Below are 21,212 nucleotides of genomic sequence, written 5' to 3'. Positions count from 1 at the left end.
GCTTGTTCTGCCACAAATGTTAATTTCGGTTAAATAATAGACCGAGTTTATTAGACGATAGTCTAAAGACATCCTTTTTTAAACCTGTTATCAGGCTGAAAAATACCAACTATAGAAGTAAACTATCCTTAAGTCCTAATTTTAAGCCCAGTATTTGCATGAACAATAAACGAAATATTTACAAAGATTTTGAACATCCTTTTGCGCAATTTGTCCGTATTGTGGGTAAAGGAAAGAATGGTGCACGTTCGCTCACTTATGATGAAGCCTACCAAGCGTTCAGCATGATCTTAAAAGATGAGGTTTTAGACGTTCAATTGGGCGCTTTCCTGATGTTATTGCGTGTAAAAGAAGAATCTGTCGATGAACTCACTGGCTTTGTCCAAGCCTCCCGTGATCAACTCAAGTTTAAAAAGCTTGATGTCGATTTAGATTGGTCATCTTATGCAGGTAAACGTAAACATTATCCTTGGTTTTTATTGGCCGCATTAACGCTGGCAAAACACGGCTACAATGTCGTGATGCATGGTGCTTCAGGTCATACCATTAACCGCCTTTATACAGAACAAGTATTAGAGTATTTGGGTTTTCCTATTTGCCAAAATGATACAGATGTGGAACAGCAGCTCAATCAGCGTCATTTTGCTTATATTCCGCTCGACGTCATTTCGCCAATACTCAGTGATCTAATTTCACTGCGCAATGTGATGGGTTTGCGTTCCCCAATTCACACCCTTGCCCGCCTAATAAATCCGTTTAATGCCAAAGCCACCATGCAAGCGATTTTCCACCCAGCCTATCGTGGATCACACCAACGTGCGGCATTCCAATTGGGTTATCAAAATAGTGCTGTCATTAAGGGTGAAGGTGGTGAATTCGAACGTAACCCCGATGCAAAAACCTTAATTTGCGGCATCAAGGATGGTGAAATGTATGAACATGAATTGCCTAAACTGACGGACAACCGCAGTCCCGTCGAAGAAGAACTTGATTTGGCCGTTTTTAAAGCCGTTTGGGACGGTCAGCAGACACATGAATATGGTGAAATCGCAGTGACCGAAACCATGGGAATCGCACTGTATACCATGGGCGCCGTCACAAGTTTTGATGAAGCGATGCAAAAAGCCAAAGCGCTTTGGGCAGATCGGTTCTAATATAATTATTGTGGCTCTAGACTAGGAGAGTGAATCATTTCTCTGAATTCACTCTCCTATTTTTTCATATTTAACTGATGTTACGCGCGTAAAAGTAGTTACGCATTTTTAAAATGATTTTTTAAGTCTATTCGACGGAGTCTTGCATCTAGGGTTTGAATAAAGGGATTAGCCTTCGGCTGGAAGTACTTTTGTTTCGGCAAAAGTACCCAAAACCATTGTCATCCACAAAACTCGTTCACTACCGTCAAATTATCCAAAGTATCGCAAAAACATTTTTGATTAGAAGTAGCCCTGTCTCAAACACTTGCGGATGACGTTACCGCGTATCATTCTTTTATTTGAATCAAATTGCGCTTCTAATGTTACTGCGTAACATCAGTATTTAAGTTGATTTCTGACTTTAATTATTTCCCCTACTTATTCAGCTTTAATCGGAAAATAAAAATCCACCCAAAAAGGATAATGTTTTCCAGAGCGATGAATATTTTTCAATTCGAGTTGATCGCCGAGTTTAATTTGAATGTTATTCGACTCATATCGCCCAGACAAATAGGCATCTTTACGTTGCCCTACTAAGCTGGAACAATATTTCTGATGACTTTGAATTTTCGCGGATTTAAAAGCGGCTTTTGCCTTTTGAATTTTAATTCCAATCAGCAACATTGGCGAGCTATCATTTTTGATTTGTGTATATTGAGTTTTTGGTTCAACAAATTTGCTACTTGAAATAACGATAACCTGCATTAAACATTCAATTTTATTTTCAGCAAAAACCTGACCCGACAGCAAAGCAATCACTGTACTCATCAAGTATTTTAATTTTATTGATTTCATTTAAATATTTTTTACTTATTTTTAAGATTTAAAAAAGCCATATGATTGATCTAACCATATGGCTTTTTGAAGTGAATTCGATTAAACGAAACGAATGGGCTTGAACTCAGGTTCTTCCACATGCGAGTCGCAATGCTCATCTTCTTCTTTGGTCCCGCGGTCGATATAACCACTACGCTCATCTTCTGGCAAATGTTTAATTTCCCATGCATACACCGCTTGCATACAAATTTGACGTTGTTCTTGAGTCAGCGCTACGCCATTTGGCCATTTACCAATTTCAATTGCCGTTTTTAATCGACCAACAATTTCAGGATCGAGTACGGCAAGCATCTGTTCAATATTCATAATTAATCCTGCTTTAATGAGTCAAAATCTTGGTTCCAGCCTAGCTTGGTACGACATGCCATATAGAAGTCATAACCAGGTGGATGTAATAAGTTGAGCTTAAATGGATGTTTGCGGATATGTAAACTATCGCCTACACCCAATGATACACTGTGTTGACCATCGGCACTGACCATTGGTAGAACACGATTTTCACGAATCAAAATTTTAATTTCGCTTTGTCCGCCGACGACAATCGGCCGTGACGACAAAGTATGTGGATGCATTGGCACTAAGGCAATCGCATCCATACTTGGGTGGACAATCGGACCACCACCAGATAATGCATAAGCTGTAGAGCCGGTTGGTGTCGAAACAATTAAACCGTCACTGTGTTGGCGGTATACATATTGCCCATCAATATTCAGTTCAAAGTCGATCATGTGTACCGATTTACCCGAGTGCAGCACAATATCATTTAAAGCTACAGCATCATAAATCGACTCGCCTTTCGAGCGAATTTCCATTTCCAACAAGAAACGTCGGTCTAGCTGAAACTCACCTTTGAGCACTTGATCTAACTTGAAAATCACTTCTGTCGGTTTGATATCGGTCAGGAAGCCCAAACGACCACGGTTCACCCCAATCACAGGGGTATTATATTTCACCAAGGCACGTGCGGCATGAAGCAATGAACCATCACCTCCGACAACGATCACCAAATCGACAACTTCACCCAATAAATTACGGCTGACCGTCTGAGTATTATTGTAGGGAACCAGCTGCGCTGTTTGCGTATCAAATACAGGATGTAATCCCAAACTCAAAATATGATCGTGGATCAAACATAGGGTTTCGATCACTGATGATTTGTCTGGACGACCAATCAACCCAATGTTTCGAAATGATTTATGTGAAATTTGCACCTGCGCTTTTGCTCCGCTTCGCCTCATTGGTATCATATCACTAACAGAAATGATTTAAAAAAACTTTAAAGTTTCGACTTTAGTGAAGTAGCTTCCAATATTTTGCATACATATAACAGTTTAAATATTGCAAAATACTGAAAAGCTTCGCATGATTAGCAAAATTTCTCAGGGTATTATCACTATTTATGAAGTCTGAACGTGGCATAGGCATAATTGCACTGATTTTTTCGCTGTTGATTATCGGCGGATTTCTCGTGTTCAGCATTTATCTTATTCGTCTAGATAATATTGTACGGGATAAATTCGAAGGTCAACGTTGGGACATTCCAGCCAAGGTATTTGCTCGTCCTTTAGAAATTTATACCAATGCGCCTGTAAGCCAAGCAGACCTCAACCAAGAACTGAAACTTTTGGGCTATAACGCTCAAGATAGCTATGCGAAAACAGGGAGTTACGTTACTTCTGGCAATGTGACCTATATCCATACGCGTGGTTTTGACTTTGGTGATAGTGTCGACCCTGAACAAGTCCTTAAAGTGACCTTTGGTGAAGATCAAATCACTGAAGTGAGTGCAACCAAGCCTTCAAGTAGTGGTATTGCCCGCTTAGAGCCGATGTTAATTGGTGGTATTTATCCTCAGCACAATGAAGACCGTGTGCTGATCAAACTTGATAAAGTGCCTAAGCCTTTAATCCAAGCTTTAATTGCTACCGAAGACCGCAATTTCTATCAACATCATGGTATTTCGATTCGTGGTACAGCACGTGCCATTGTGAGTAATGTCACAGGCGGAAAACGTCAAGGTGGTTCGACCCTCACTCAGCAATTGGTGAAAAATTTTTATTTATCGCCTGAGAGAACCATTAAGCGTAAGGCCAACGAAGCCTTAATGGCCATGCTGATTGAACTTCACTATGACAAAGATGAAATTCTTGAAGCTTATTTAAACGAAGTGAACTTAGGTCAAAACGGTAACTATTCCATCAATGGTTATGGTTTAGCCTCACAATTCTATTTTGGTTTACCCCTACGTGAACTAAATATTGCTCAGCAGGCGTATTTAGTCGGTTTGGTTCAAGGTCCAACTCTATTTAATCCGTGGAAAAACCCTGAAAGTGCGATTAAACGCCGTAATATTGTGTTGAACAATATGGTGGTGATGGGCTATTTAACTCAGGAACAATATGAAACTGAGTCTGCACGTCCATTAAATGTCATTACAAAACCAACATTGGGCCCTTCTCGCTTCCCAGACTATATGGATATCGTGCGTCGTCAACTGCGTACTGAATACCAAGAAAGCGATTTGACCAATCAAGGTCTGCGTATTTTCACCGCGATGGACCCGATTGCACAAACCCGTGTACAAACTGCATTTAAAGAATCTGTGGCCCGTTTAAGCAATGCCAATCCAGCACGCTTAAAAGAATTACAAGGCGCGGTATTGGTGTCTCATCCTGAAAATGGTGAATTGGTTTCAGCAGTCGGTTCAACGCAGGACTTTACCGGCTTTAACCGTACAATGGATGCTAAACGTCAAGTCGGTTCATTGCTAAAACCTGTGATTTACCTCAGTGCGATAGAATCCAACCGTTATAACTGGGCGAGTCAAATCGAAGACAGTCCTATCAGCATTCAAAGTGATGGCAAAGCTTGGACACCGAAAAACTATAGTGGTGGCGCACATGGTGTCGTACCAATGGTCGATGCCCTATCAAACTCGTATAACCTCTCTGCGGTACGCTTAGGTCAAGAGTTCGGTATGTCGACTTTTATTAACCATCTGAAAAAGTTTGGTGTGACTTCTAATATTCCAAGCTACCCTTCGATTTACCTCGGTGCTATCGATATGTCACCGATGGAAGTCATGAGTGTCTATGGAAACTTTGCAACCGGTGGCTTCAAATATCCAGTGAAAGCTATTCGTTCAGTGGTCGATGCCAATGGTCGTTTATTAGATCGTTATAGCTTAACGGTACAACCGACTATTGCACCTGATGCAGCCTTTATCTTGAACTACGGTTTACAACAAGTGATGAGTTCAGGGACAGGCCGTTCTGCTTATGCATCATTACCGGCTTCACTTAAACTTGCAGGTAAATCAGGGACAACCAATGATACGCGTGACTCATGGTTTGCAGGTTATTCAGGTAATTACTTAAGTGTGGTTTGGTTAGGTTTAGACAACAACAAAGTTACAGGCTTAACTGGTTCGTCAGGAGCACTTCCTGTTTGGACCAATGTCATGAAGCAGTTACGTCAAAAACCAGTTAATTTACGTCAACCAGACAGCGTACAGTGGCATTGGTTAGACCGTTATTCAGGTAATTTATCTGCACAGCATTGTACAGGTGCGATGTATATTCCTCTGTCGCGCAACTCTATTCCAAATCAAGCGACGGCATGTGGTTCGACACAATATGAAGTAGAACCTTACACAGTTGATACTGAAGAGACGCAGCCAACTCAGGAACAAAATGATAGTTTAGGTGACTACATTCGTGAAAGTGATGTCGATAATGATCAGGGTTCATCTGATCAACCTCGCATCATCTCAAGTGGAGAGTATACAAATTAAATTGCAAAACATTAAAGTTTTAAAAACGTTCAGTATTCTGAGCGTTTTGACGATCATTTTGGCTGGTTGCCAAACCATAGTCGAACCTGAGCAAAAGCCGCCTGCTCCACCTGAAAAAAAGGCAGATATCCATGACTCTTCTGGGGTCATTATTACGCCATATGACCATCCAGAAATTAAACGTCAACGCATCGTTATTCCTGAGCAGAAAACCCAAATTCAAAAATTTGATGATGGTCGTGACTTGCCTGCATTCAAAAAATTGATGCAAAGTACGCAAACCGCTTATGCCAATGGAAAATGGAATGAAGCTGAAAGTGCGGCAACTCAAGCACAGCGTTTGGCACCGCAATCTGCGGAAACTTTTTTATATTTGGCAATGATCGCCAATCGAAAAAAGCAGCCTGCGAATGCAGAATCGTTGGCACTGCGTGGATTAAGCTATGCTCAAACCAAGCCGATGAAACAACAGCTTTGGAATGTTGTTTTAAAAGCCGGTCAAATGCAAAAGAAAAGCAGCACCATTCAAAAAGCACAACAAGCCATTAAAGCTCTTTAAGCACCCCCATAAAAAAGCCTGATCTTAATTGAGATCAGGCTTTTTTATTTAAAACATACTAAAAGTAAGCTTATTTCCAATAGTTACTTTAAGTCTAAAATATCGACTTTAAATACAAATTTAATTCAATACACACTTTAATTTAAAAATTGCGAATACCTGCCACCCCATAAGCATGATGCTGCTGTGCAATAGGTAGCAATTCAGGACGCATGCCACCTAAAGCAAAAACAGGGATTTCTATGCCTCGTGCAATCTCAGAAAAATGCGCCCATCTCATACCTTGCGCCTCTGGATGACTTTGTGTCGCCAGAACTGGGCTCATAAAAATAGCCTCACAGCCAATTTTTTGCGCATGCAGCGCAGAAACTTGATCATGACAAGCTGCGATATAGCGCTTCCCAAGCTGTAAATCACCTTTATTTTTTTTCAGCAATTGGTACTGCTTAAGATGTAAAGCCGAAATATGTGCTTGCACCTCTGTAGAGAGTAATGACCATAGATCTTCATTAATTATCAGTTGTTTTAAAATCACGGTAGGTAATTGATTTAATGCCTCTGCATTTTCTGCGCTGGCATCGACTCGCCAATAATACAACAGCGTCTCTTGAAGCGTTTCACGTGTTGGTAGATCGGCGGTGATTTTGATCTGTTGCTGCCAATATATGCGCTGCAAAATAGCTTGATTGGCCTTTGGAAAATTTAAGCTCATGAGTTGTTGACGTGAATACCAGGCCCATGGCTTTTTGATTTCATTCAGCAACGCATGCGGGACGATGGCATGAAATAAATGTAATTTCACAATAACATCATCATATTCATGCTGAATAAAATCAAAAGCATGCCAGTCGTGTAAACCAATGCCAACTTCTTCAAAAATTTCACGACGACAAGCTTGTTCAGGACTTTCACCCTGCTCGACTTTACCACCCGGAAACTCATGTTTATTGCCCTGATGTTGTTTTGCTTCACGCCAACCCACCAGTACTTTGTCTTGATGCAATAAAATCGCAATGGCGACATCGATTTGCGGTTTAGACATAGTTCCTTGCTCTCTGCTATGTTCCAATTGATAACCAAGTGTAAGCAAATTTATCTTTTTTATAAAATCCTAAAATTACCGTTGACAGGCCTATTCGATAATGATTATCATTTAAACCATTCAGAAATACACCACGGAGTCGACGGAATGAACGCACCATTTAGCCTTTTTACTCGTAGCAATGAAGCACACCACTCACTGCCTATGCTACATTCAAACAACCTTTTTGCCTTAGGACGTGAAATTCGCATTATGCATGCAGGTGAAGAATATCGACTACGTTTAACACGAAATAATCGCCTTATTTTGACCAAATAATTTCTGATAAAAATAATAATTATCAGCGCAATAAAAATAATCGTGGACACAAGCAGTAAGCCATCCGCTTACTGCTTTTTAAGTTTTGTACTTAGTTAAATTAAGCTTTATAGCTACTCAAATTTAATTTAAATCGCAACACTCATCTTCCTCTCACAACACTCTTTCGCTAAATTCCTTAGAGCAAATCGTGTTTTTAGCGGATTGGAAAAGTGAGTTGTACCTTTAAGCCGCCCAGTTCAGAGGCATCCACACTTAAATGACCTTGATGTAACTGTACAATTTTTTGTGCAATTGAAATGCCTAAACCTGAACCTTGTGTCTTTGTTCCTAATACGCGGTAAAACCGTTCGCCAATGCGTTGCAATTCTGCGGCTGTCAGTCCTGCACCTTGATTCTCGATCGTCCAAATCGCCTGCTGTGCTGTTACCGTTAAATCAATCTTGACCTGTCCTTGCTCAGGACTATAACGGATGGCGTTATCGACTAAGTTCCGCAGACAGCTAAACATCAATTCTGCGTTCATAGCAAACTGTACAGACTGGGTCTGTAGCTTCAATTCGATGTGCTTTTCTTCAATAAACGGCTGTAAAGCATCAATGACTTGTAAACTCAGCTGTTCTAAGTCGTCCTGTTTTTTATCTAATTGCTCCGATTGCGTCGGATCGAGCCGCGCCAAAATCAGTAGATTTTCTAAAACCCGTGTTCCTCGATTAACATCGTGCTGTATGCTCAATAAATCCTGCTGAATGTCAGGATATTTCCGTTTTAATACCTGAAGTCGCATTTGAATCGCAGACAATGGTGAGCGTAATTCATGTGAGGCATCGGAGGTAAAACGCTGTTCCGCCTCTAAGGCTTGATCTAATCGGTTTAATAAAAAATTCAGCTGTGTTTGGATCGGCTCTAGTTCCTGTAATACAGGTTCAGGTAAGACAATGGCTTGTAAGTCATCTACATTTTTTTCAGCGATTTGTTTTGAAAATAGCTGTAAAACTTTCAATTGACGTTTAATCAAAATATGCAGTAATAACCATTGGATCAACCAGACAATCAACAGAATCCCTGCATAGCCTAATACACTCTGCAGCGTTTCTCTGAGCCGTGTTTTCATCGGTTGAACGATTTGTACGGTTAATCCATCGTCCTGAAGTGCATAGCTACGCCAAAGCGCTCCGTCTCTCCATTGATAATGTAGCCCCTGTTTTAAATTGGGCTGATGTTCAAATGCTGTATGTTGTTCCGATGTGGTTAAGACTTGCGACCCTTGTATGAGTTGATATTGCATATCAAACTCTTCACTGAGTTCATCTATTTGTTCATCCTGCTTCAGCGTGAGATCAGTAGCAGTAAGCATATCTGCCACTTCGTCCATCAGGGCATCGTGTACACTCATGATGTGAAAAAGACCAAATCCCAACATCAGACACAGAGAGATTGCTCCCGCCCAAATTGCACTGAGCAGTGAGGTTTTAATCAGTTGTGACTGTAAGGAAATGCTATTTTTATCACTCATAGACTTAACTTTTTTGCGGAAGATTCATGCGATAACCCAAACCCCTTAAGGTTTTAATGTAATCACTGCCAATCTTCTTACGCAATTGGTAAATAAAAACTTCGATCGCATTACTTTCAACTTCATCGCCCCAAGCATAGAGTGATTCTTCGAGTTGGCTACGTGTCATAATATGCTCAGGATTCAACATCATCTTATGCAAAATTTGATATTCACGCGATGTCAGCGTAATCAATTCCGCATTTTTACGCAGCGTTTTGGCTTGTACATCTAAACTTAAATCCCCGAAAGTCAGAGAATTATCACGCTGTTGATGATGCAAGCGTAATTGGGCACGTACCCTTGCTGACAACTCTTCTAAGCTAAAGGGTTTCACCAAATAATCATGGGCTCCCAGATCTAAACCTTCTACACGATCTGCAATACTGTCACGAGCAGTAATGAATAAAACTGGTGTAAGCGGATGCAACTGTACGATACGTTTTAAAATTTCATCACCAGTTACTTTTGGTAAGCCACGATCTAAAAGTATGCAATCATATTGATGTTGTTCTAAAGCCAAAATAGCGTGATCGCCGCGATCAACCCAATCGACACTGTAGCCATCCATTTCAAGCCATGTTTTTATACTGTCGGCTTGGGATGCATCATCTTCTGCCAATAAAATTCGCATCTTACCTACCCTATTTCTATGGTTCCGACTTCAGTGTATCGAACTTTTGCTCATATCTACTCATATCATAAAAAAACCACAGCAAGCCGTGGTTTTTTTATGGAGCAGCACTGTATTGAATGACAGGCTAAATTAAAATTTTACTTGATCGACATCCACTTCAACACGTTTTGTTGGTTTGTAATCAATGTCGATTTCTCCAATGAGCGTTACCGGTGTTTTAGCTGAAATCGCTTTGCCTTGCCAAAGTTCATCATCAATATCCACTGTAATGCTGCCTGTGCTATCGCGGAACTGATATTTTTCATCGCCCATCGATTTCACAACATAACCTTTCAATTGAACTTTACTATCATCTTTTAAGCCTAAGGCATGTTTCACAGATGTGGTTTTCATCGGTGCAACTGCTGTTTGATTAACGGCTGTATTCGCGACTGCAACCGATGCCACACCTGCAAATGCTAAACCACATACCAATTGAGTGAATGTTTTCATCTTCGGTCTCTCTTACTTTGTCTATTTCGATAGCGCTATTTAAACAAAGCAAGATGAGTCGAATCTTAAGCTGCAAAGACGTTTTTATTTACTTTGATCGAACCATTAGTTGAGCGGCACGACACGCAGGACTTCTTCTAAAGTGGTTACCCCTGCAAGTACTTTACGCGCACCGGCAATTCGTAATGGCTCGACATGCTCTTTACGAGCCTGTGTACGTAGTTGGGTTAGATCTGCATTAGCACCAATCAATTGCTTGGTTTCAATACTGAGTGGCATAAATTCATAAATTCCCACACGGCCTTTATAACCCGTTTGACGGCATTCATCACAGCCCACCGCTTCGTAGACGAAATCAGGCATTTGAATCGCATATTCAAAGGTCAGATGTTTCCACTCTTGTTCATTGATAAAAGTCTCACGCTTACAATGTGGACAGAGTTGACGAACTAGACGTTGTGCCAAAACCCCTAATATGGTCGCTGCGGTTAAAAAAGGCTGAATACCTAGGTCATGTAATCGCGTCAAACTCGATGGTGCATCATTGGTATGTAAAGTTGAAAGCACCAAATGACCTGTTAATGCAGCTTGGATCGCCATATTTGCCGTATCATGATCTCGTATCTCCCCGACCATGATAATGTCGGGGTCTTGACGCATTAAAGCCCGTACACCATCAGCAAAGCCTAGATTAATCCCTGTATTCACCTGCATTTGGTTAAAGCTTGGCTCTAACATCTCAATCGGGTCTTCAATGGTACAGACATTCACTTCTTCAGTTGCCAATTGTTTAAGTGATGAATAAAGCGTGGTGGTTTTACCTGAACCCGTCGGACCGGTCACTAAAATAATACCGTGACTATGACTGGTTAAGGCCTTCCAATCATCCAACAGACGCCCTTCAAAACCGAGCTGTTGGAAGCTACGTACCAAGACTTCAGGGTCAAAAATACGCATGACTAACTTTTCACCAAAGGCTGTTGGCAGCGTCGATAAACGTAGCTCTGTTTCTTGGCCTTTGGGTGTACGGGTTTTTAAACGTCCATCTTGCGGTTTACGTTTTTCAGCCACATTCATCCGACCTAAGATCTTAATTCGCGAGACCACGGCTGTCAGGGTATTTGCGGGCATGTTGTAGATGGTATGCAATACGCCATCGATACGAAAACGCACCTTTCCTGTATCTTTACGCGGCTCGAGGTGAATATCACTTGCACCTTGTTCGAAGGCAAACTGTAAGACCCAATCCACAAGCTTCACAATATGCTGATCATTGGCATCTGGATTTTGTGTATCACCTAATTGTAATAGTGCTTCAACGCCTTTATTTTCACGGTCATAACTCGATGATTTTTGCGAATTACTGACCGCACGACTCACTTGGTAATATTCAACCAAGTAACGCTGTAGTTGGTCTGGACTGAGTAATACACGCTGAATCTTGCGTGGTAATACCGTTCTCTCTAAATTGGCAATCCATTCATTTTTATAAGGTTGATCCGTTGCAATCAGCACATGCTCATTTTGTAATTCAACCGCTAAAATGCGATTTCGTACTGCAAATTCCTGAGACATAATGGCTGTCAAAGCAGGCACATCAGCTTTTAGAGGATCGATAATATAAAACGGTACTCCAGACTTTTCTGCCAACCATTGGCAAAGTCTATTCAATGTTAAGGTAGACTGCGGATGACTCTGATCGACTAAATTAAAATTGGCAATCCATTGTAGAGGATGCCATTTCAACTGCTCACGCTGACGGTGCGTGGTTTGAATCAGTATTTTGTCCCGTTCAGTAATACGTCCATCTTTTTGTAATTGGTCTAAACACCAAGAAGTGTCAATTTCAAAATTAAAAGTCATTGTTCTATGTTCCCCAAACATAGGTTCACTATAACAAAACCAGCTGATTAAAACGCAATATTTTTTACTTAAATTATTAAGAAAAATTTAACTTAAATCATTAATTTTAATTAGTTAATTTTTAACATTCCCTTTTTTATATTTTTCTATACTATATGCAACAGTCACAAATAATAGTGACGTAATTCATAATTTATTAAAGAGGGTAACATGAAATTTAAAATTTTAAGCCTAGCCATTTTTAGTTCCTTAATTCTAAGCGCTTGCGGCGGCGGCTCTTCAGACAATAGTTCTACTTCATCTGAAACTGGATCAGGAAATGGAGCTGAAACTAGTTCCGAAAATAATAAATGGTCAATCTACTCATCATCATATTGGGATGGAAGCGACAATTTATTCGAAAAAACACATTTCAATATTCAAAATAATACTATTTATTTCAATGTTGATTATTTAAGCAATAACAATGAAAATTATGACTTGAAATGGATAATTTCTGATTATTTAACAGACGAAGGCCTTTATACACCAGTGCTGAACAAAACCGAATATGGTTATAAATTTGCCAATTTAATTTCTAAAAATGATAGCCAATGGATTTTCACACCAGCATCTAGTCAAAACTTCAATGGTCTGAAACTGACTCAAAATTTCGAAGTGGTAAATTTAACAGGTAAAGAAATTGGCTATTACGTAGACACATTTAATTATCTTTCAGGTGCAGATACTACGTTAGCAACGAAGTTGGGCACATTCCCTAGTTTCTATTATTCAAAATTAAAAGGAAAAACTTTTCCTCAAGGTTCAACTTGCTTAAGACTGAAAACATCATCAAGTTCAAAAAATTATGTTGAACTCCTTGGTGACAACATTAATGGTTTTGATCCTACTGAATATTTAGATGACGGTTATACCATCCAAAACATAGCTTCTTATCCAGTTTATATTTCGAAAAATCAACCTGTAAATTATGATTTTGATGCTTATGTGCAGTTTAATCAAAATTATCGTTATGGCTCATACTATAAATCAGGGACCACTTACACATTGGCTAATGATATTAAAGACTATCAAGCTGACTTAGATGAGGCGATTCAAAATTATGGAAAGGATAGCCTGGAAGCAAAAGTTGAAACTAACTATGTAGAAGCAATCAAAAATGAATGCTCGCTATTTAACAATATCGCTAGTACTGAAATTGATAAATACTCTAAATTAAAGTAATTCGATTTCAAAAAAGATCAGGTTTAAAACCTGATCTTTTTAACTACTTAGAATTTCGTGTACGACTATTTTATTAGTGTCTACGCAAAAACGCACATTACAACCGCCAAACAACATGCCATATATACGTTCAACATCATGCTGATAAGCAGGACGTGGATCTAAACTCAATACTTGTTCCAGTTCTGCTGTTAATTGTTCGGTTAAATTGCCATTATTCAAAAATACCTGTTTTTGTTGCTCAGCGTGCTCTGACCAAATCACAGATTTTCTTTCTGGCTCATCCTGCGCATAACCGCTTTGCGCATCCATAACTGCATCTGAATATTGAATATAGGGTTTGATATCTAAAATTGGTGTTCCATCCAACAAATCACTACCGACAACATAGACACGTACCGATTTTCCGACTTTTTTCACCCCTTTGAGCTGCACAACCGACAAGCCCATAGGTGACGGTCGGTACATACTTCGTGTCGCAAATACCCCGATTTTTTGATTACCACCTAAACGCGGAGGACGAACTTGCGGACGAAATTTTGTCGAATCTGCATTTTTATTTTCATGAAACTGCCAAATCAGCCAAAGATGACTAAAATCATCAATCCCTTCGAAAGCCAATAAATCGTTATAAGGTTCCACCATTTCAATATAAGATTCGACTTGCACCAAATTCGGCTGACGTGGAATACCAAATTTTTCTCGGTAGGGAGATTTCATATACCCGATAATTGGCATTTTAAGCTCAGACATAATCACTTTTTCTGATAAGTTCAATTAAATATATTCAGTTTATCGAGAATGATTTTAGATTAGAATAGTAAGCTGTTCTAATTTGATAATTTTATTGAGACCTTTAATGGCTGCTTTTAACGTCGAAAAGATTACTCACGTCCACCATTGGAATGACACTTTATTCTCTTTTAAAACCACTCGCGATACTGCGTTACGTTTTAAAAACGGTCAATTTGTGATGATCGGCCTTGAAGTAAATGGTAAGCCTTTAATGCGCGCTTATTCTATTGCAAGCGCAAACTATGAAGAAGAATTAGAGTTTTTCTCTATTAAAGTTCCAGATGGTCCTTTAACGTCTATTTTACAAAAAGTAAAAGTTGGCGATGAAATTTTAGTGTCTAAAAAACCTACAGGTACGTTGGTTCTAGATGACTTAAACCCTGGTAAAAACTTATACCTACTTTCTTCAGGTACAGGTCTTGCACCGTTCCTTTCTGTAATTCGTGACCCTGAAACTTACGAACGTTTTGAAAAAATCATCGTTGTACATGGTACACGTTTCATTTCGGAATTGGCTTATCAAGATTTAATCTTAGATGAAATTCCTAACCACGAATTCTTTGGTGAATTAGGCGCGAAAGAAAAATTGGTTTACTACCCTACGGTAACTCGTGAAGAATTCCATACTCAAGGCCGTGTAACAACTGCCATTGAATCTGGACAACTTTTCGAAAAAATTGGGCTTCCTCGTTTCAACCCTGAAACTGACCGCGCAATGCTTTGTGGTTCACCTGCATTCCTAGACGACGTTGCTGCACTACTTGACCAGCACGGTTTGAAAGAATCTCCTAAGATGGGCGTTCTAGGCGACTACGTGATCGAACGTGCATTCGTTGAAAAATAAGATTTCTTATTATTTCCAATAATATTGGATCAAAAAACCGAGCTATTTAGCTCGGTTTTTTATTGCTATCATCACGAAAAAATTAACGTCCACGGCCTTCTTGGTTTGCAGAACCAGAACAACCTGCGCCCCCCCCAATAATAAAACCTCTTTCCGCCTTACATGAACCGATCATACGACCATGTGAGTCAAATGTAGTAACCGTCGATGCACAACCCGTCAGTACAACCGTTGCTACTAATGCAATAAGTGCTGATAATTTCACAATATTTCCCCTCTATTATTTACGGTGCTAAAATAATCTGATTTTGACTTGGTGGTACTGGTAATAGTCCAGTCTTGGCATCCACTGTATTGTAATTCACACCAATCGCATTGCCTGAGCCACCACAATGGGCACTGGCAGTCGAAAGTAAACCACGTGTTGCTTTACATGATCCAATCACCTGACCAGTTGCATCATAGGTCACAACTTTCGAGCTACACCCAGTAATTAACAACACAGCACCTACGACTAAAAATTTAATTATTTTCACTACACCCTCTGCTAAAAATCTCTAAAATATCCAGTTTATTTTTAGAAATTACTTACATTACTTATACTTAATTTAAATTCTATCAAAATGTTTTTATTTGTAAAGAAATAAATATTATGTGAATTTAAAAATATATTAGACCTCTTGCATAAATCATTTTTTATCCAACTCCATATTGTAAACCCCAGCAATTAAATTGAATCGTAATCCCAGTCTTTTATCTCTATTTCGATAACGCTCAGCCAAAATTTTAAAGGTTTTAAGGCAACCAAATATGTGCTCAATCCCAATTCTTCTTTTATTGATCTCTTGGTTATAAATTTTAAGTTCAGGATCTAACTTACAGTGACGTTTAGCTTTTGATAGCAACAGACTATTCACATATACAACATAAATTCTCTGATAACCCTTATCTGCGAGGATAAAAGCCCCCTATAGGAATCTGATTAAAGTTGCGTTTAAAGAGCTCAAAATCATGTACTGAACCTCGATCAGCGCATAAACTCAGAATTCTCTGAGTTTTATAATGAATGATGGCTTGTACTTTAAAGGTGTATTTCTTTTTCTTGCCACTATAGCTTTTCTTCTGTTTTTTAGACCTTTGGATTGGAATTTCTGTGGCATGCTTAAATGAACAAGCGTCTAAGGACATCCATTTATTCTTCACCATCAAACTGCCAGTACACATCACCCCAATCACTTTCAAAATCAGGGAATATATCACCTTGTTTAAAATATTGACGTGAGTTTTCTTTAGCAAAAGTATACCAATATCCTGCGTGAGGACATGGGCTACCGGCAATAACAATATCTATTCTTTCTGGTTCTTGAACTTCAACTTTCACTCGTTTTAATTCAGGCCAAGTGCTGTCTTCATCAAATCGTGCAATCCATTGCTTTGAACTGACCGCATCAAAACGTGGATTTGGATCATCTGACCATGCATCTAAAGTGGTCAGTTTTAAGTTATCACAACGTATCGGTTTAATTAGTTCATTTGCCATCACCAATAAATCAGGAACACCTTCTTCAACTGGATAAAGTGAAAGCTCTCCCAAACGTATCCATAAGCTGTATTTTGTTGAATCTTCTGGGTCTATAATTTTAGTAATTTCAATTCGTGGATCATCCAGTTTTTCACGAATTTGTTCTTCACTCAAGCCTAGTTTCTCTAGCCAGTAGGGAGAAAGTAAAAAGCACCATGTTGGGGTACGAATACCGCCACCTAAACCATCCCGATCTTCTGCAATAAACATATTTTCATGAGAAAACTCCATACCAGGATGATCAATATCGAGCCCGTAAAAATAATCCGTGAAAGTCCGTTCAACTGTTTCAAATTCAGGAGAAACAAATGCAAATTGACTTGTGTTTCCAATTTCATATCCACTATATGCTTGAATTGGGTTAAGCATTTCTAGACATTTTTGAACAAATGAGTACCAAATATCTTTATTGGATCTATACCATTGATCACCAAAAGTTAATTTTAGACTAGAATAGCGCTCACTAGAGTCTCTAATCTTTGCACTTAAAGCCCAACGTGGACTTTGATCTTGAGATTGTGCAGATGTTGCACCTAAATAGTAAATGAAATATTTTTTATAAATTTTTGCCATTTCAGCTGATATTTCTTCACGACTTCTAATCCATGAAATTGCCTTTTTCCAAACTTCTATATCACATCGAAATCTTAAATGAAATGGCTTATCAATTATTTCGAATTCAAATTTCTCATAAATATCAATTACTTTTATCAAAAATTCTTGCGCATTTGTTTTTTTTTGATCAATATAAAATGTAATATAAGGGCAAACTCCGAACTCTTTATTTTCCTCTCCATACAAAATGGAAGTATCAAATGGAATATCACGAATGAGTTCTTCTATTTCCTCATCATTTAAATAAACTTGTGCTGTGCTCATAAAATATTCTTTTAATTAATACTTCTTTTTTTAGAGATCCAATATTATCAAGCCCCGAAGGCATAAAACTGCCAGTACACATCACCCCAATCACTTTCAAAATCAGGAAAAACATCTCCCAAGTTAAAGTATTGACGTGAGTTCACTTTAGCAACTGTAAACCAATAACCCTGTTGAGGACATTTTTCCCCAGCTTTAATTGAAAATTTATTATGATTTTCAAGAAAATTTATTACTGAAGTTTTGAGCTTGAATTTGTGATAAAATTCAACCAAATCTTTAGGGTAATATAAGTATTCATGTAAGACAGTATCATTCTCTATCTCTAACAGAATAACAGCGCACGCTGCTTCAAAAGCCCAGTATCCATAATAGCCACCTTCTGATTTATGAGTATCATGCCAAGGCGCACCTGATAAATCTTTGTACCAATTCTTTAAAAACTTACGGACAAAAGCTAAAGAAATTTCATTATCTTGATTTGAAAAGGCTTCACATAATAATAAGTAAGGTTTTGGTACTAATACTGTTGAACAATCATATCTATTTTCATCTGAAAAAGATAAATACTCTTCAATTAGCCAATCTTGAGCAACATTTTCTCTCATTTCTCCGTCAATTAATTTCGCAACTCTAGGTAGCAAATCCTTTCGGTGGAGTAAATAACACAAACTGATTAACCAAATACATGGACAATAGCCATCAATAGTAAATAATTCAAAAACTGGTAAGTTTATATTTTTATGATAACTTCTTAATTTACTTCCATATTGCTCATAATAGTCAATAACTATTTCAATTTGGCTTCTAATAAAAGGTAAACTATTGCCAGCTGTATATTCCAATATAAGCAGATTTAAATAGTCCTCTGCTACGATAGCATAAGAGTATACCCATCTTTCTTCTATTGAATCACCAACACCTGTAGGATTTACTTTAAAAGTTTCAATAGTGTTCAGAGTTTCCGCCTTTAATGTTTCATACATTTGAGGTGTAAGAAATTGTTGTCTTTTTATATTAACTAAATCCATTTTATGCCCAAAAACTGCCCCGAAGGGCATATTTTCACTTATTCTTCACCGTCAAACTGCCAATATACATCCCCCCAATCACTTTCAAAATCAGGGAATATTTCCCCTTGTTTAAAGTATTTACGAGTGTTTTCCTTGGCTACACTGAACCAATAACCTGATTGAGGACATTTTTTACCTGCTTGAATTGATACTTTTTGATATTTAGTTAGGAGGTCAATTTCAGCACTACTAGGTTTAAATGTACGATAGAACTCTATTAAGTCTTTAGGATAATAGAGGTATTCATGAAATTCTTTATCATTTTCTATTTCTAATAGAATAACAGCACAAGCTGCTTCAAAAGCCCAATATCCATAATATCCACCCTCTGATTTATGGGTATCATGCCATGAAGCTCCAGATAAATCTTTATACCATTTTTTTAAAAATTTGTTTAAATGCTTGAATGAAACTTTATTATCTTGGGTCACAAATGCATTGGATAACTCAAAATAAGGATTTGAAAAAAGGACATCTGAACAATCAAAACGGTTATCGTCATTAAAAGCCAAAAATTCCTCTACAATCCAATCTTTTCCTCCATTTTCTTGATCCTCTCCATCAACAAAGTTAGCTACCAATGGTAGTAAGTCAGTTCTTTTTAATAAATAACAAAGGCTGATAATCCATACATATACACAATAGTCATCTAAAATTTCGATGTCAAAAATACTAAAATTATTATCTTTATAATAGGCTCTTTGTTTTATAGAAAGTACCTTGAATAATTCAATTACTTTATCGAATTCTAAACGTAAATATTCAATTGGTTTACCAGCAGTATAATCCAAAATAAACAAATCAAACTGATACCTAGATGCTATCGAATAAGAGTCGACCCATCCTGCTTCGATATCTTCATCATTATTTGATTCACTTAGAAAACTTTCTATAGCACTGACAAGTTCACTCCTCGTAGACTTATAGTAACTTTCATCTAAAAATTGTTGTCTACGATTAAACTTAAATTCCAACATAAATAAATTTCCAATTATTTATTATTAACAACGATACTAATGTCTTTATCAGTCCAAACCCTTGTAGCTTTATGAGTAGAATGTTCTTTTGATGAGTGCTGATAAAAACGGAGACTTTAACTTGGTAAACTACACATACTCATTAGGAGTTTACCATGAGCAAAAAACAAAAGATTTATACAGTGGAATTCAAAGCTGAAGCAATTAAAGCTATTGAATCAAATAAAGGAAATGTCTCTGAAACTGCTCGACAGCTTGGTATTTCAATGCAGACCCTTTCAAATTGGTACAACAAAGCAAAAGCTGGAACATTATAGGCACACAACAATATTCGCCTGATCTCGTTGCTCTACTCGAAGAAAATAAGAAACTCAAACAGCAACTCAAAACTGCGGAAATGGAAAGAGAATTTCTAAAAAAAGCAGCAGCGTACTTTGCCAAGGACCATCAGTAAGGTACGATTACATGAAAGAGAACAAAAACACCTATCCAACAACGATGATGGCTAGACTGCTCAAAGTTTCAATTTCAAATTTTTATGACTGGTTAAAACGAGGCATGAGCAAAAGAGTTGTTCAAAGAAATCAGCAGACGATCTTAGTCAAAATAGCTCATCAAGAAACTAAAGAAAGTTATGGTCATATTCGCTTAACGAGGTATTTACAGTCACAAGGCATCCCAATTAGCGAGTATGCAGTCCGTTGTATAAAAAGGCTAAATCAGCTGTATTGTAAGCGCCATAGGTGTTTTAAAAGAACGACGAACAGTGATCATAATCGAGCGATCTATGACAATTTACTCAAACAAGAGTTTTTAATGACCAAACCTAATCTTGCATGGTCAAGTGATATTACATAAATATGGACAGCTGAAGGTTGGTTGTACTTAGCTGCTTTAAAAGACCTTTGTACTAGACAGGTCGTTGGTTATAGCTTAAGTGAGCGAATGACAGCGCAACTAGTTTGCAATGTGCTGAGTATGGCAATTCGCAATCACAAACCATCACATGGGCTAATTGTGCACTCAGACAGAGGAAGCCAATATTGCAGTCATGAATATCGAAACATGCTTGAAAAATATGGATTTCAAGGCTCAATGAGCAAAAAAGGAGACTGTTACGATAATGCCCCGATTGAGAGCTTTTGAGGAATACTCAAAAACGAGTTGGTTCACCATCGCAACTACAAAACAAGGGGAGAAGCCAAAGCAGATATTACAAAATACATAGAGCTATTTTATAATCAGAAGAGAATCCAGAAAGGACTGAGTTTTAAGACACCAAATCAAATGACAGAGGACTTTTACGAGTTGGCTGCCTAGAATCTCCCAAGTGGAAGTGTCCTGTGATTTCAGCACACATCAAACTCTTGAATCTAGATAGCCTAATTATTAAAAAGAAACTTATCGATAATTTAAAGATATATAGCTAAATACCAAATAAATCATTACAGTAATCTTTAAATAATTTATCAATATCTTTAACTCTAAACTTAGTTCGAATCGCCTTGACTCGTGACCACATATTTTCTATTGGATTTAAATCTGG

22 protein-coding genes and 1 pseudogene are annotated in these 21,212 nt (G+C 38.1%); 7 read left to right on the top strand and 16 right to left on the bottom strand.

The genetic code is table 11. The annotated features are described in order from the left end of the window. Positions 1–158: 158 nt before the first annotated feature. A complete protein-coding gene (locus tag FTT88_RS12595) occupies positions 159–1,154 on the top strand; it encodes a glycosyl transferase family protein (RefSeq protein ID WP_180005247.1) in 996 nt (331 codons plus the stop codon). A gap of 420 nt (positions 1,155–1,574) precedes the next feature. On the opposite strand, the gene FTT88_RS12590 is transcribed toward FTT88_RS12595, so the two are convergent. The 3 genes from FTT88_RS12590 to FTT88_RS12580 all read right to left on the bottom strand — a co-directional run bounded on the left by FTT88_RS12590 (position 1,575) and on the right by FTT88_RS12580 (position 3,280). After that, complete coding sequence (locus FTT88_RS12590) at positions 1,575–1,991, bottom strand: hypothetical protein (protein WP_180005248.1); 417 nt, start codon at positions 1,989–1,991, stop codon at positions 1,575–1,577. An 81-nt stretch (positions 1,992–2,072) separates the two neighbouring features. Then, a complete protein-coding gene (locus FTT88_RS12585) occupies positions 2,073–2,339 on the bottom strand; it encodes a YeaC family protein (RefSeq protein ID WP_078189099.1) in 267 nt (88 codons plus the stop codon). Positions 2,340–2,341: 2 nt separating this feature from the next. Beyond that, on the bottom strand, positions 2,342–3,280 hold the full coding sequence (locus FTT88_RS12580) for an NAD(+) kinase (RefSeq protein WP_078189100.1): 939 nt from the start codon (positions 3,278–3,280) through the stop codon (positions 2,342–2,344). Positions 3,281–3,432: 152 nt separating this feature from the next. On the opposite strand from FTT88_RS12580, the gene mrcB reads away from it, so the two are divergent. Together mrcB and FTT88_RS12570 are read left to right on the top strand one after the other, a co-directional pair. After that, a complete protein-coding gene (gene mrcB / locus FTT88_RS12575) occupies positions 3,433–5,826 on the top strand; it encodes a penicillin-binding protein 1B (RefSeq protein WP_180005249.1) in 2,394 nt (797 codons plus the stop codon). After that, positions 5,768–6,385 (top strand): tetratricopeptide repeat protein, encoded by a 618-nt coding sequence (locus FTT88_RS12570; protein WP_257233069.1) that lies wholly within the window; start codon positions 5,768–5,770, stop codon positions 6,383–6,385. The genes mrcB and FTT88_RS12570 overlap by 59 nt, the downstream gene beginning before the upstream one ends. Positions 6,386–6,527: 142 nt before the next feature. Here the strand turns inward: FTT88_RS12570 and FTT88_RS12565 are convergent, their stop codons facing one another. Then, positions 6,528–7,427, bottom strand: a complete 900-nt coding sequence (locus FTT88_RS12565; RefSeq protein ID WP_180005250.1) for an NUDIX domain-containing protein — start codon at positions 7,425–7,427, stop codon at positions 6,528–6,530. A gap of 147 nt (positions 7,428–7,574) precedes the next feature. Here FTT88_RS12565 and hemP point away from each other — a divergent pair, with 147 nt between their 5' ends. After that, positions 7,575–7,745 (top strand): hemin uptake protein HemP, encoded by a 171-nt coding sequence (hemP, locus tag FTT88_RS12560; protein WP_078189103.1) that lies wholly within the window; start codon positions 7,575–7,577, stop codon positions 7,743–7,745. Between the two features lie 196 nt (positions 7,746–7,941). Here the strand turns inward: hemP and FTT88_RS12555 are convergent, their stop codons facing one another. The 4 genes from FTT88_RS12555 to FTT88_RS12540 all read right to left on the bottom strand — a co-directional run bounded on the left by FTT88_RS12555 (position 7,942) and on the right by FTT88_RS12540 (position 12,292). Next, positions 7,942–9,261, bottom strand: a complete 1,320-nt coding sequence (locus FTT88_RS12555) for a HAMP domain-containing sensor histidine kinase (protein WP_168379332.1) — start codon at positions 9,259–9,261, stop codon at positions 7,942–7,944. 4 nt (positions 9,262–9,265) lie between these two features. Next, positions 9,266–9,934 (bottom strand): response regulator transcription factor, encoded by a 669-nt coding sequence (locus FTT88_RS12550; RefSeq protein ID WP_078189105.1) that lies wholly within the window; start codon positions 9,932–9,934, stop codon positions 9,266–9,268. A 132-nt stretch (positions 9,935–10,066) separates the two neighbouring features. Then, positions 10,067–10,429, bottom strand: a complete 363-nt coding sequence (locus tag FTT88_RS12545; protein ID WP_168379331.1) for a NirD/YgiW/YdeI family stress tolerance protein — start codon at positions 10,427–10,429, stop codon at positions 10,067–10,069. Between the two features lie 105 nt (positions 10,430–10,534). After that, positions 10,535–12,292, bottom strand: a complete 1,758-nt coding sequence (locus tag FTT88_RS12540; protein WP_168379330.1) for a GspE/PulE family protein — start codon at positions 12,290–12,292, stop codon at positions 10,535–10,537. Between the two features lie 210 nt (positions 12,293–12,502). On the opposite strand from FTT88_RS12540, the gene FTT88_RS12535 reads away from it, so the two are divergent. Continuing rightward, positions 12,503–13,516, top strand: a complete 1,014-nt coding sequence (locus tag FTT88_RS12535; protein ID WP_168379329.1) for a hypothetical protein — start codon at positions 12,503–12,505, stop codon at positions 13,514–13,516. A gap of 39 nt (positions 13,517–13,555) precedes the next feature. Here FTT88_RS12535 and tsaA read toward each other — a convergent pair whose 3' ends face one another. Continuing rightward, a complete protein-coding gene (gene tsaA / locus FTT88_RS12530) occupies positions 13,556–14,269 on the bottom strand; it encodes a tRNA (N6-threonylcarbamoyladenosine(37)-N6)-methyltransferase TrmO (protein WP_180005251.1) in 714 nt (237 codons plus the stop codon). 106 nt (positions 14,270–14,375) lie between these two features. Here tsaA and FTT88_RS12525 point away from each other — a divergent pair, with 106 nt between their 5' ends. Beyond that, positions 14,376–15,155, top strand: a complete 780-nt coding sequence (locus tag FTT88_RS12525) for a ferredoxin--NADP reductase (protein ID WP_078189109.1) — start codon at positions 14,376–14,378, stop codon at positions 15,153–15,155. 82 nt (positions 15,156–15,237) lie between these two features. On the opposite strand, the gene FTT88_RS12520 is transcribed toward FTT88_RS12525, so the two are convergent. The 7 genes from FTT88_RS12520 to FTT88_RS12495 form a co-directional block, all read right to left on the bottom strand. Then, positions 15,238–15,420 carry a hypothetical protein gene (locus FTT88_RS12520; RefSeq protein WP_180005252.1) on the bottom strand — a complete coding sequence of 61 codons (183 nt, stop codon included), beginning with the start codon at positions 15,418–15,420 and terminating at the stop codon, positions 15,238–15,240. Positions 15,421–15,439: 19 nt separating this feature from the next. Next, positions 15,440–15,691: a hypothetical protein gene (locus tag FTT88_RS12515; protein ID WP_180005253.1), complete on the bottom strand. Its 252-nt coding sequence runs from the start codon at positions 15,689–15,691 to the stop codon at positions 15,440–15,442. Between the two features lie 153 nt (positions 15,692–15,844). Continuing rightward, a complete protein-coding gene (locus FTT88_RS17140; RefSeq protein ID WP_257245643.1) occupies positions 15,845–16,072 on the bottom strand; it encodes a transposase in 228 nt (75 codons plus the stop codon). A gap of 28 nt (positions 16,073–16,100) precedes the next feature. Beyond that, positions 16,101–16,343 (bottom strand): transposase family protein, encoded by a 243-nt coding sequence (locus FTT88_RS17535; protein ID WP_218952797.1) that lies wholly within the window; start codon positions 16,341–16,343, stop codon positions 16,101–16,103. A 4-nt stretch (positions 16,344–16,347) separates the two neighbouring features. Then, the gene (locus FTT88_RS12505; RefSeq protein ID WP_180005254.1) at positions 16,348–17,616 is read right to left on the bottom strand and encodes a type VI immunity family protein; all 1,269 of its coding nucleotides are present in this window, start codon (positions 17,614–17,616) and stop codon (positions 16,348–16,350) included. 47 nt (positions 17,617–17,663) lie between these two features. Continuing rightward, a complete protein-coding gene (locus tag FTT88_RS12500; RefSeq protein ID WP_180005255.1) occupies positions 17,664–18,647 on the bottom strand; it encodes a PoNe immunity protein domain-containing protein in 984 nt (327 codons plus the stop codon). A 38-nt stretch (positions 18,648–18,685) separates the two neighbouring features. Next, entirely contained in the window at positions 18,686–19,666 is a 981-nt protein-coding gene (locus FTT88_RS12495) for a PoNe immunity protein domain-containing protein (RefSeq protein WP_180005256.1), read from the bottom strand. Positions 19,667–19,821: 155 nt separating this feature from the next. Here FTT88_RS12495 and FTT88_RS12490 point away from each other — a divergent pair. Then, positions 19,822–20,986, top strand: a pseudogene (locus tag FTT88_RS12490) (IS3 family transposase). Positions 20,987–21,212 lie beyond the last annotated feature (226 nt).

It is taken from the genome of Acinetobacter sp. YH01024, from assembly GCF_013420195.1.
Taxonomy (GTDB): domain Bacteria; phylum Pseudomonadota; class Gammaproteobacteria; order Pseudomonadales; family Moraxellaceae; genus Acinetobacter; species Acinetobacter amyesii.
This window is presented reverse-complemented; position numbering and strand designations above follow the sequence as displayed.

Bases quoted from the DNA above. Each gene is read 5' to 3' on its own strand.
- FTT88_RS12585 (WP_078189099.1), bottom strand. From the start codon at position 2,339: ATGAATATTGAACAGATGCTTGCCGTACTCGATCCTGAAATTGTTGGT.
- FTT88_RS12535 (WP_168379329.1), top strand. From the start codon at position 12,503: ATGAAATTTAAAATTTTAAGCCTAGCCATTTTTAGTTCCTTAATTCTA.
- FTT88_RS12505 (WP_180005254.1), bottom strand. From the start codon at position 17,616: ATGAGCACAGCACAAGTTTATTTAAATGATGAGGAAATAGAAGAACTC.
- FTT88_RS12540 (WP_168379330.1), bottom strand. From the start codon at position 12,292: ATGACTTTTAATTTTGAAATTGACACTTCTTGGTGTTTAGACCAATTA.
- FTT88_RS12590 (WP_180005248.1), bottom strand. From the start codon at position 1,991: ATGAAATCAATAAAATTAAAATACTTGATGAGTACAGTGATTGCTTTG.
- FTT88_RS12545 (WP_168379331.1), bottom strand. From the start codon at position 10,429: ATGAAAACATTCACTCAATTGGTATGTGGTTTAGCATTTGCAGGTGTG.
- FTT88_RS17535 (WP_218952797.1), bottom strand. From the start codon at position 16,343: ATGTCCTTAGACGCTTGTTCATTTAAGCATGCCACAGAAATTCCAATC.
- FTT88_RS12550 (WP_078189105.1), bottom strand. From the start codon at position 9,934: ATGCGAATTTTATTGGCAGAAGATGATGCATCCCAAGCCGACAGTATA.
- FTT88_RS12500 (WP_180005255.1), bottom strand. From the start codon at position 18,647: ATGGATTTAGTTAATATAAAAAGACAACAATTTCTTACACCTCAAATG.
- FTT88_RS12580 (WP_078189100.1), bottom strand. From the start codon at position 3,280: ATGATACCAATGAGGCGAAGCGGAGCAAAAGCGCAGGTGCAAATTTCA.
- hemP (WP_078189103.1), top strand. From the start codon at position 7,575: ATGAACGCACCATTTAGCCTTTTTACTCGTAGCAATGAAGCACACCAC.
- FTT88_RS12555 (WP_168379332.1), bottom strand. From the start codon at position 9,261: ATGAGTGATAAAAATAGCATTTCCTTACAGTCACAACTGATTAAAACC.
- FTT88_RS12595 (WP_180005247.1), top strand. From the start codon at position 159: ATGAACAATAAACGAAATATTTACAAAGATTTTGAACATCCTTTTGCG.
- FTT88_RS12495 (WP_180005256.1), bottom strand. From the start codon at position 19,666: ATGTTGGAATTTAAGTTTAATCGTAGACAACAATTTTTAGATGAAAGT.
- mrcB (WP_180005249.1), top strand. From the start codon at position 3,433: ATGAAGTCTGAACGTGGCATAGGCATAATTGCACTGATTTTTTCGCTG.
- FTT88_RS12525 (WP_078189109.1), top strand. From the start codon at position 14,376: ATGGCTGCTTTTAACGTCGAAAAGATTACTCACGTCCACCATTGGAAT.
- tsaA (WP_180005251.1), bottom strand. From the start codon at position 14,269: ATGTCTGAGCTTAAAATGCCAATTATCGGGTATATGAAATCTCCCTAC.
- FTT88_RS12570 (WP_257233069.1), top strand. From the start codon at position 5,768: ATGATCAGGGTTCATCTGATCAACCTCGCATCATCTCAAGTGGAGAGT.
- FTT88_RS12565 (WP_180005250.1), bottom strand. From the start codon at position 7,427: ATGTCTAAACCGCAAATCGATGTCGCCATTGCGATTTTATTGCATCAA.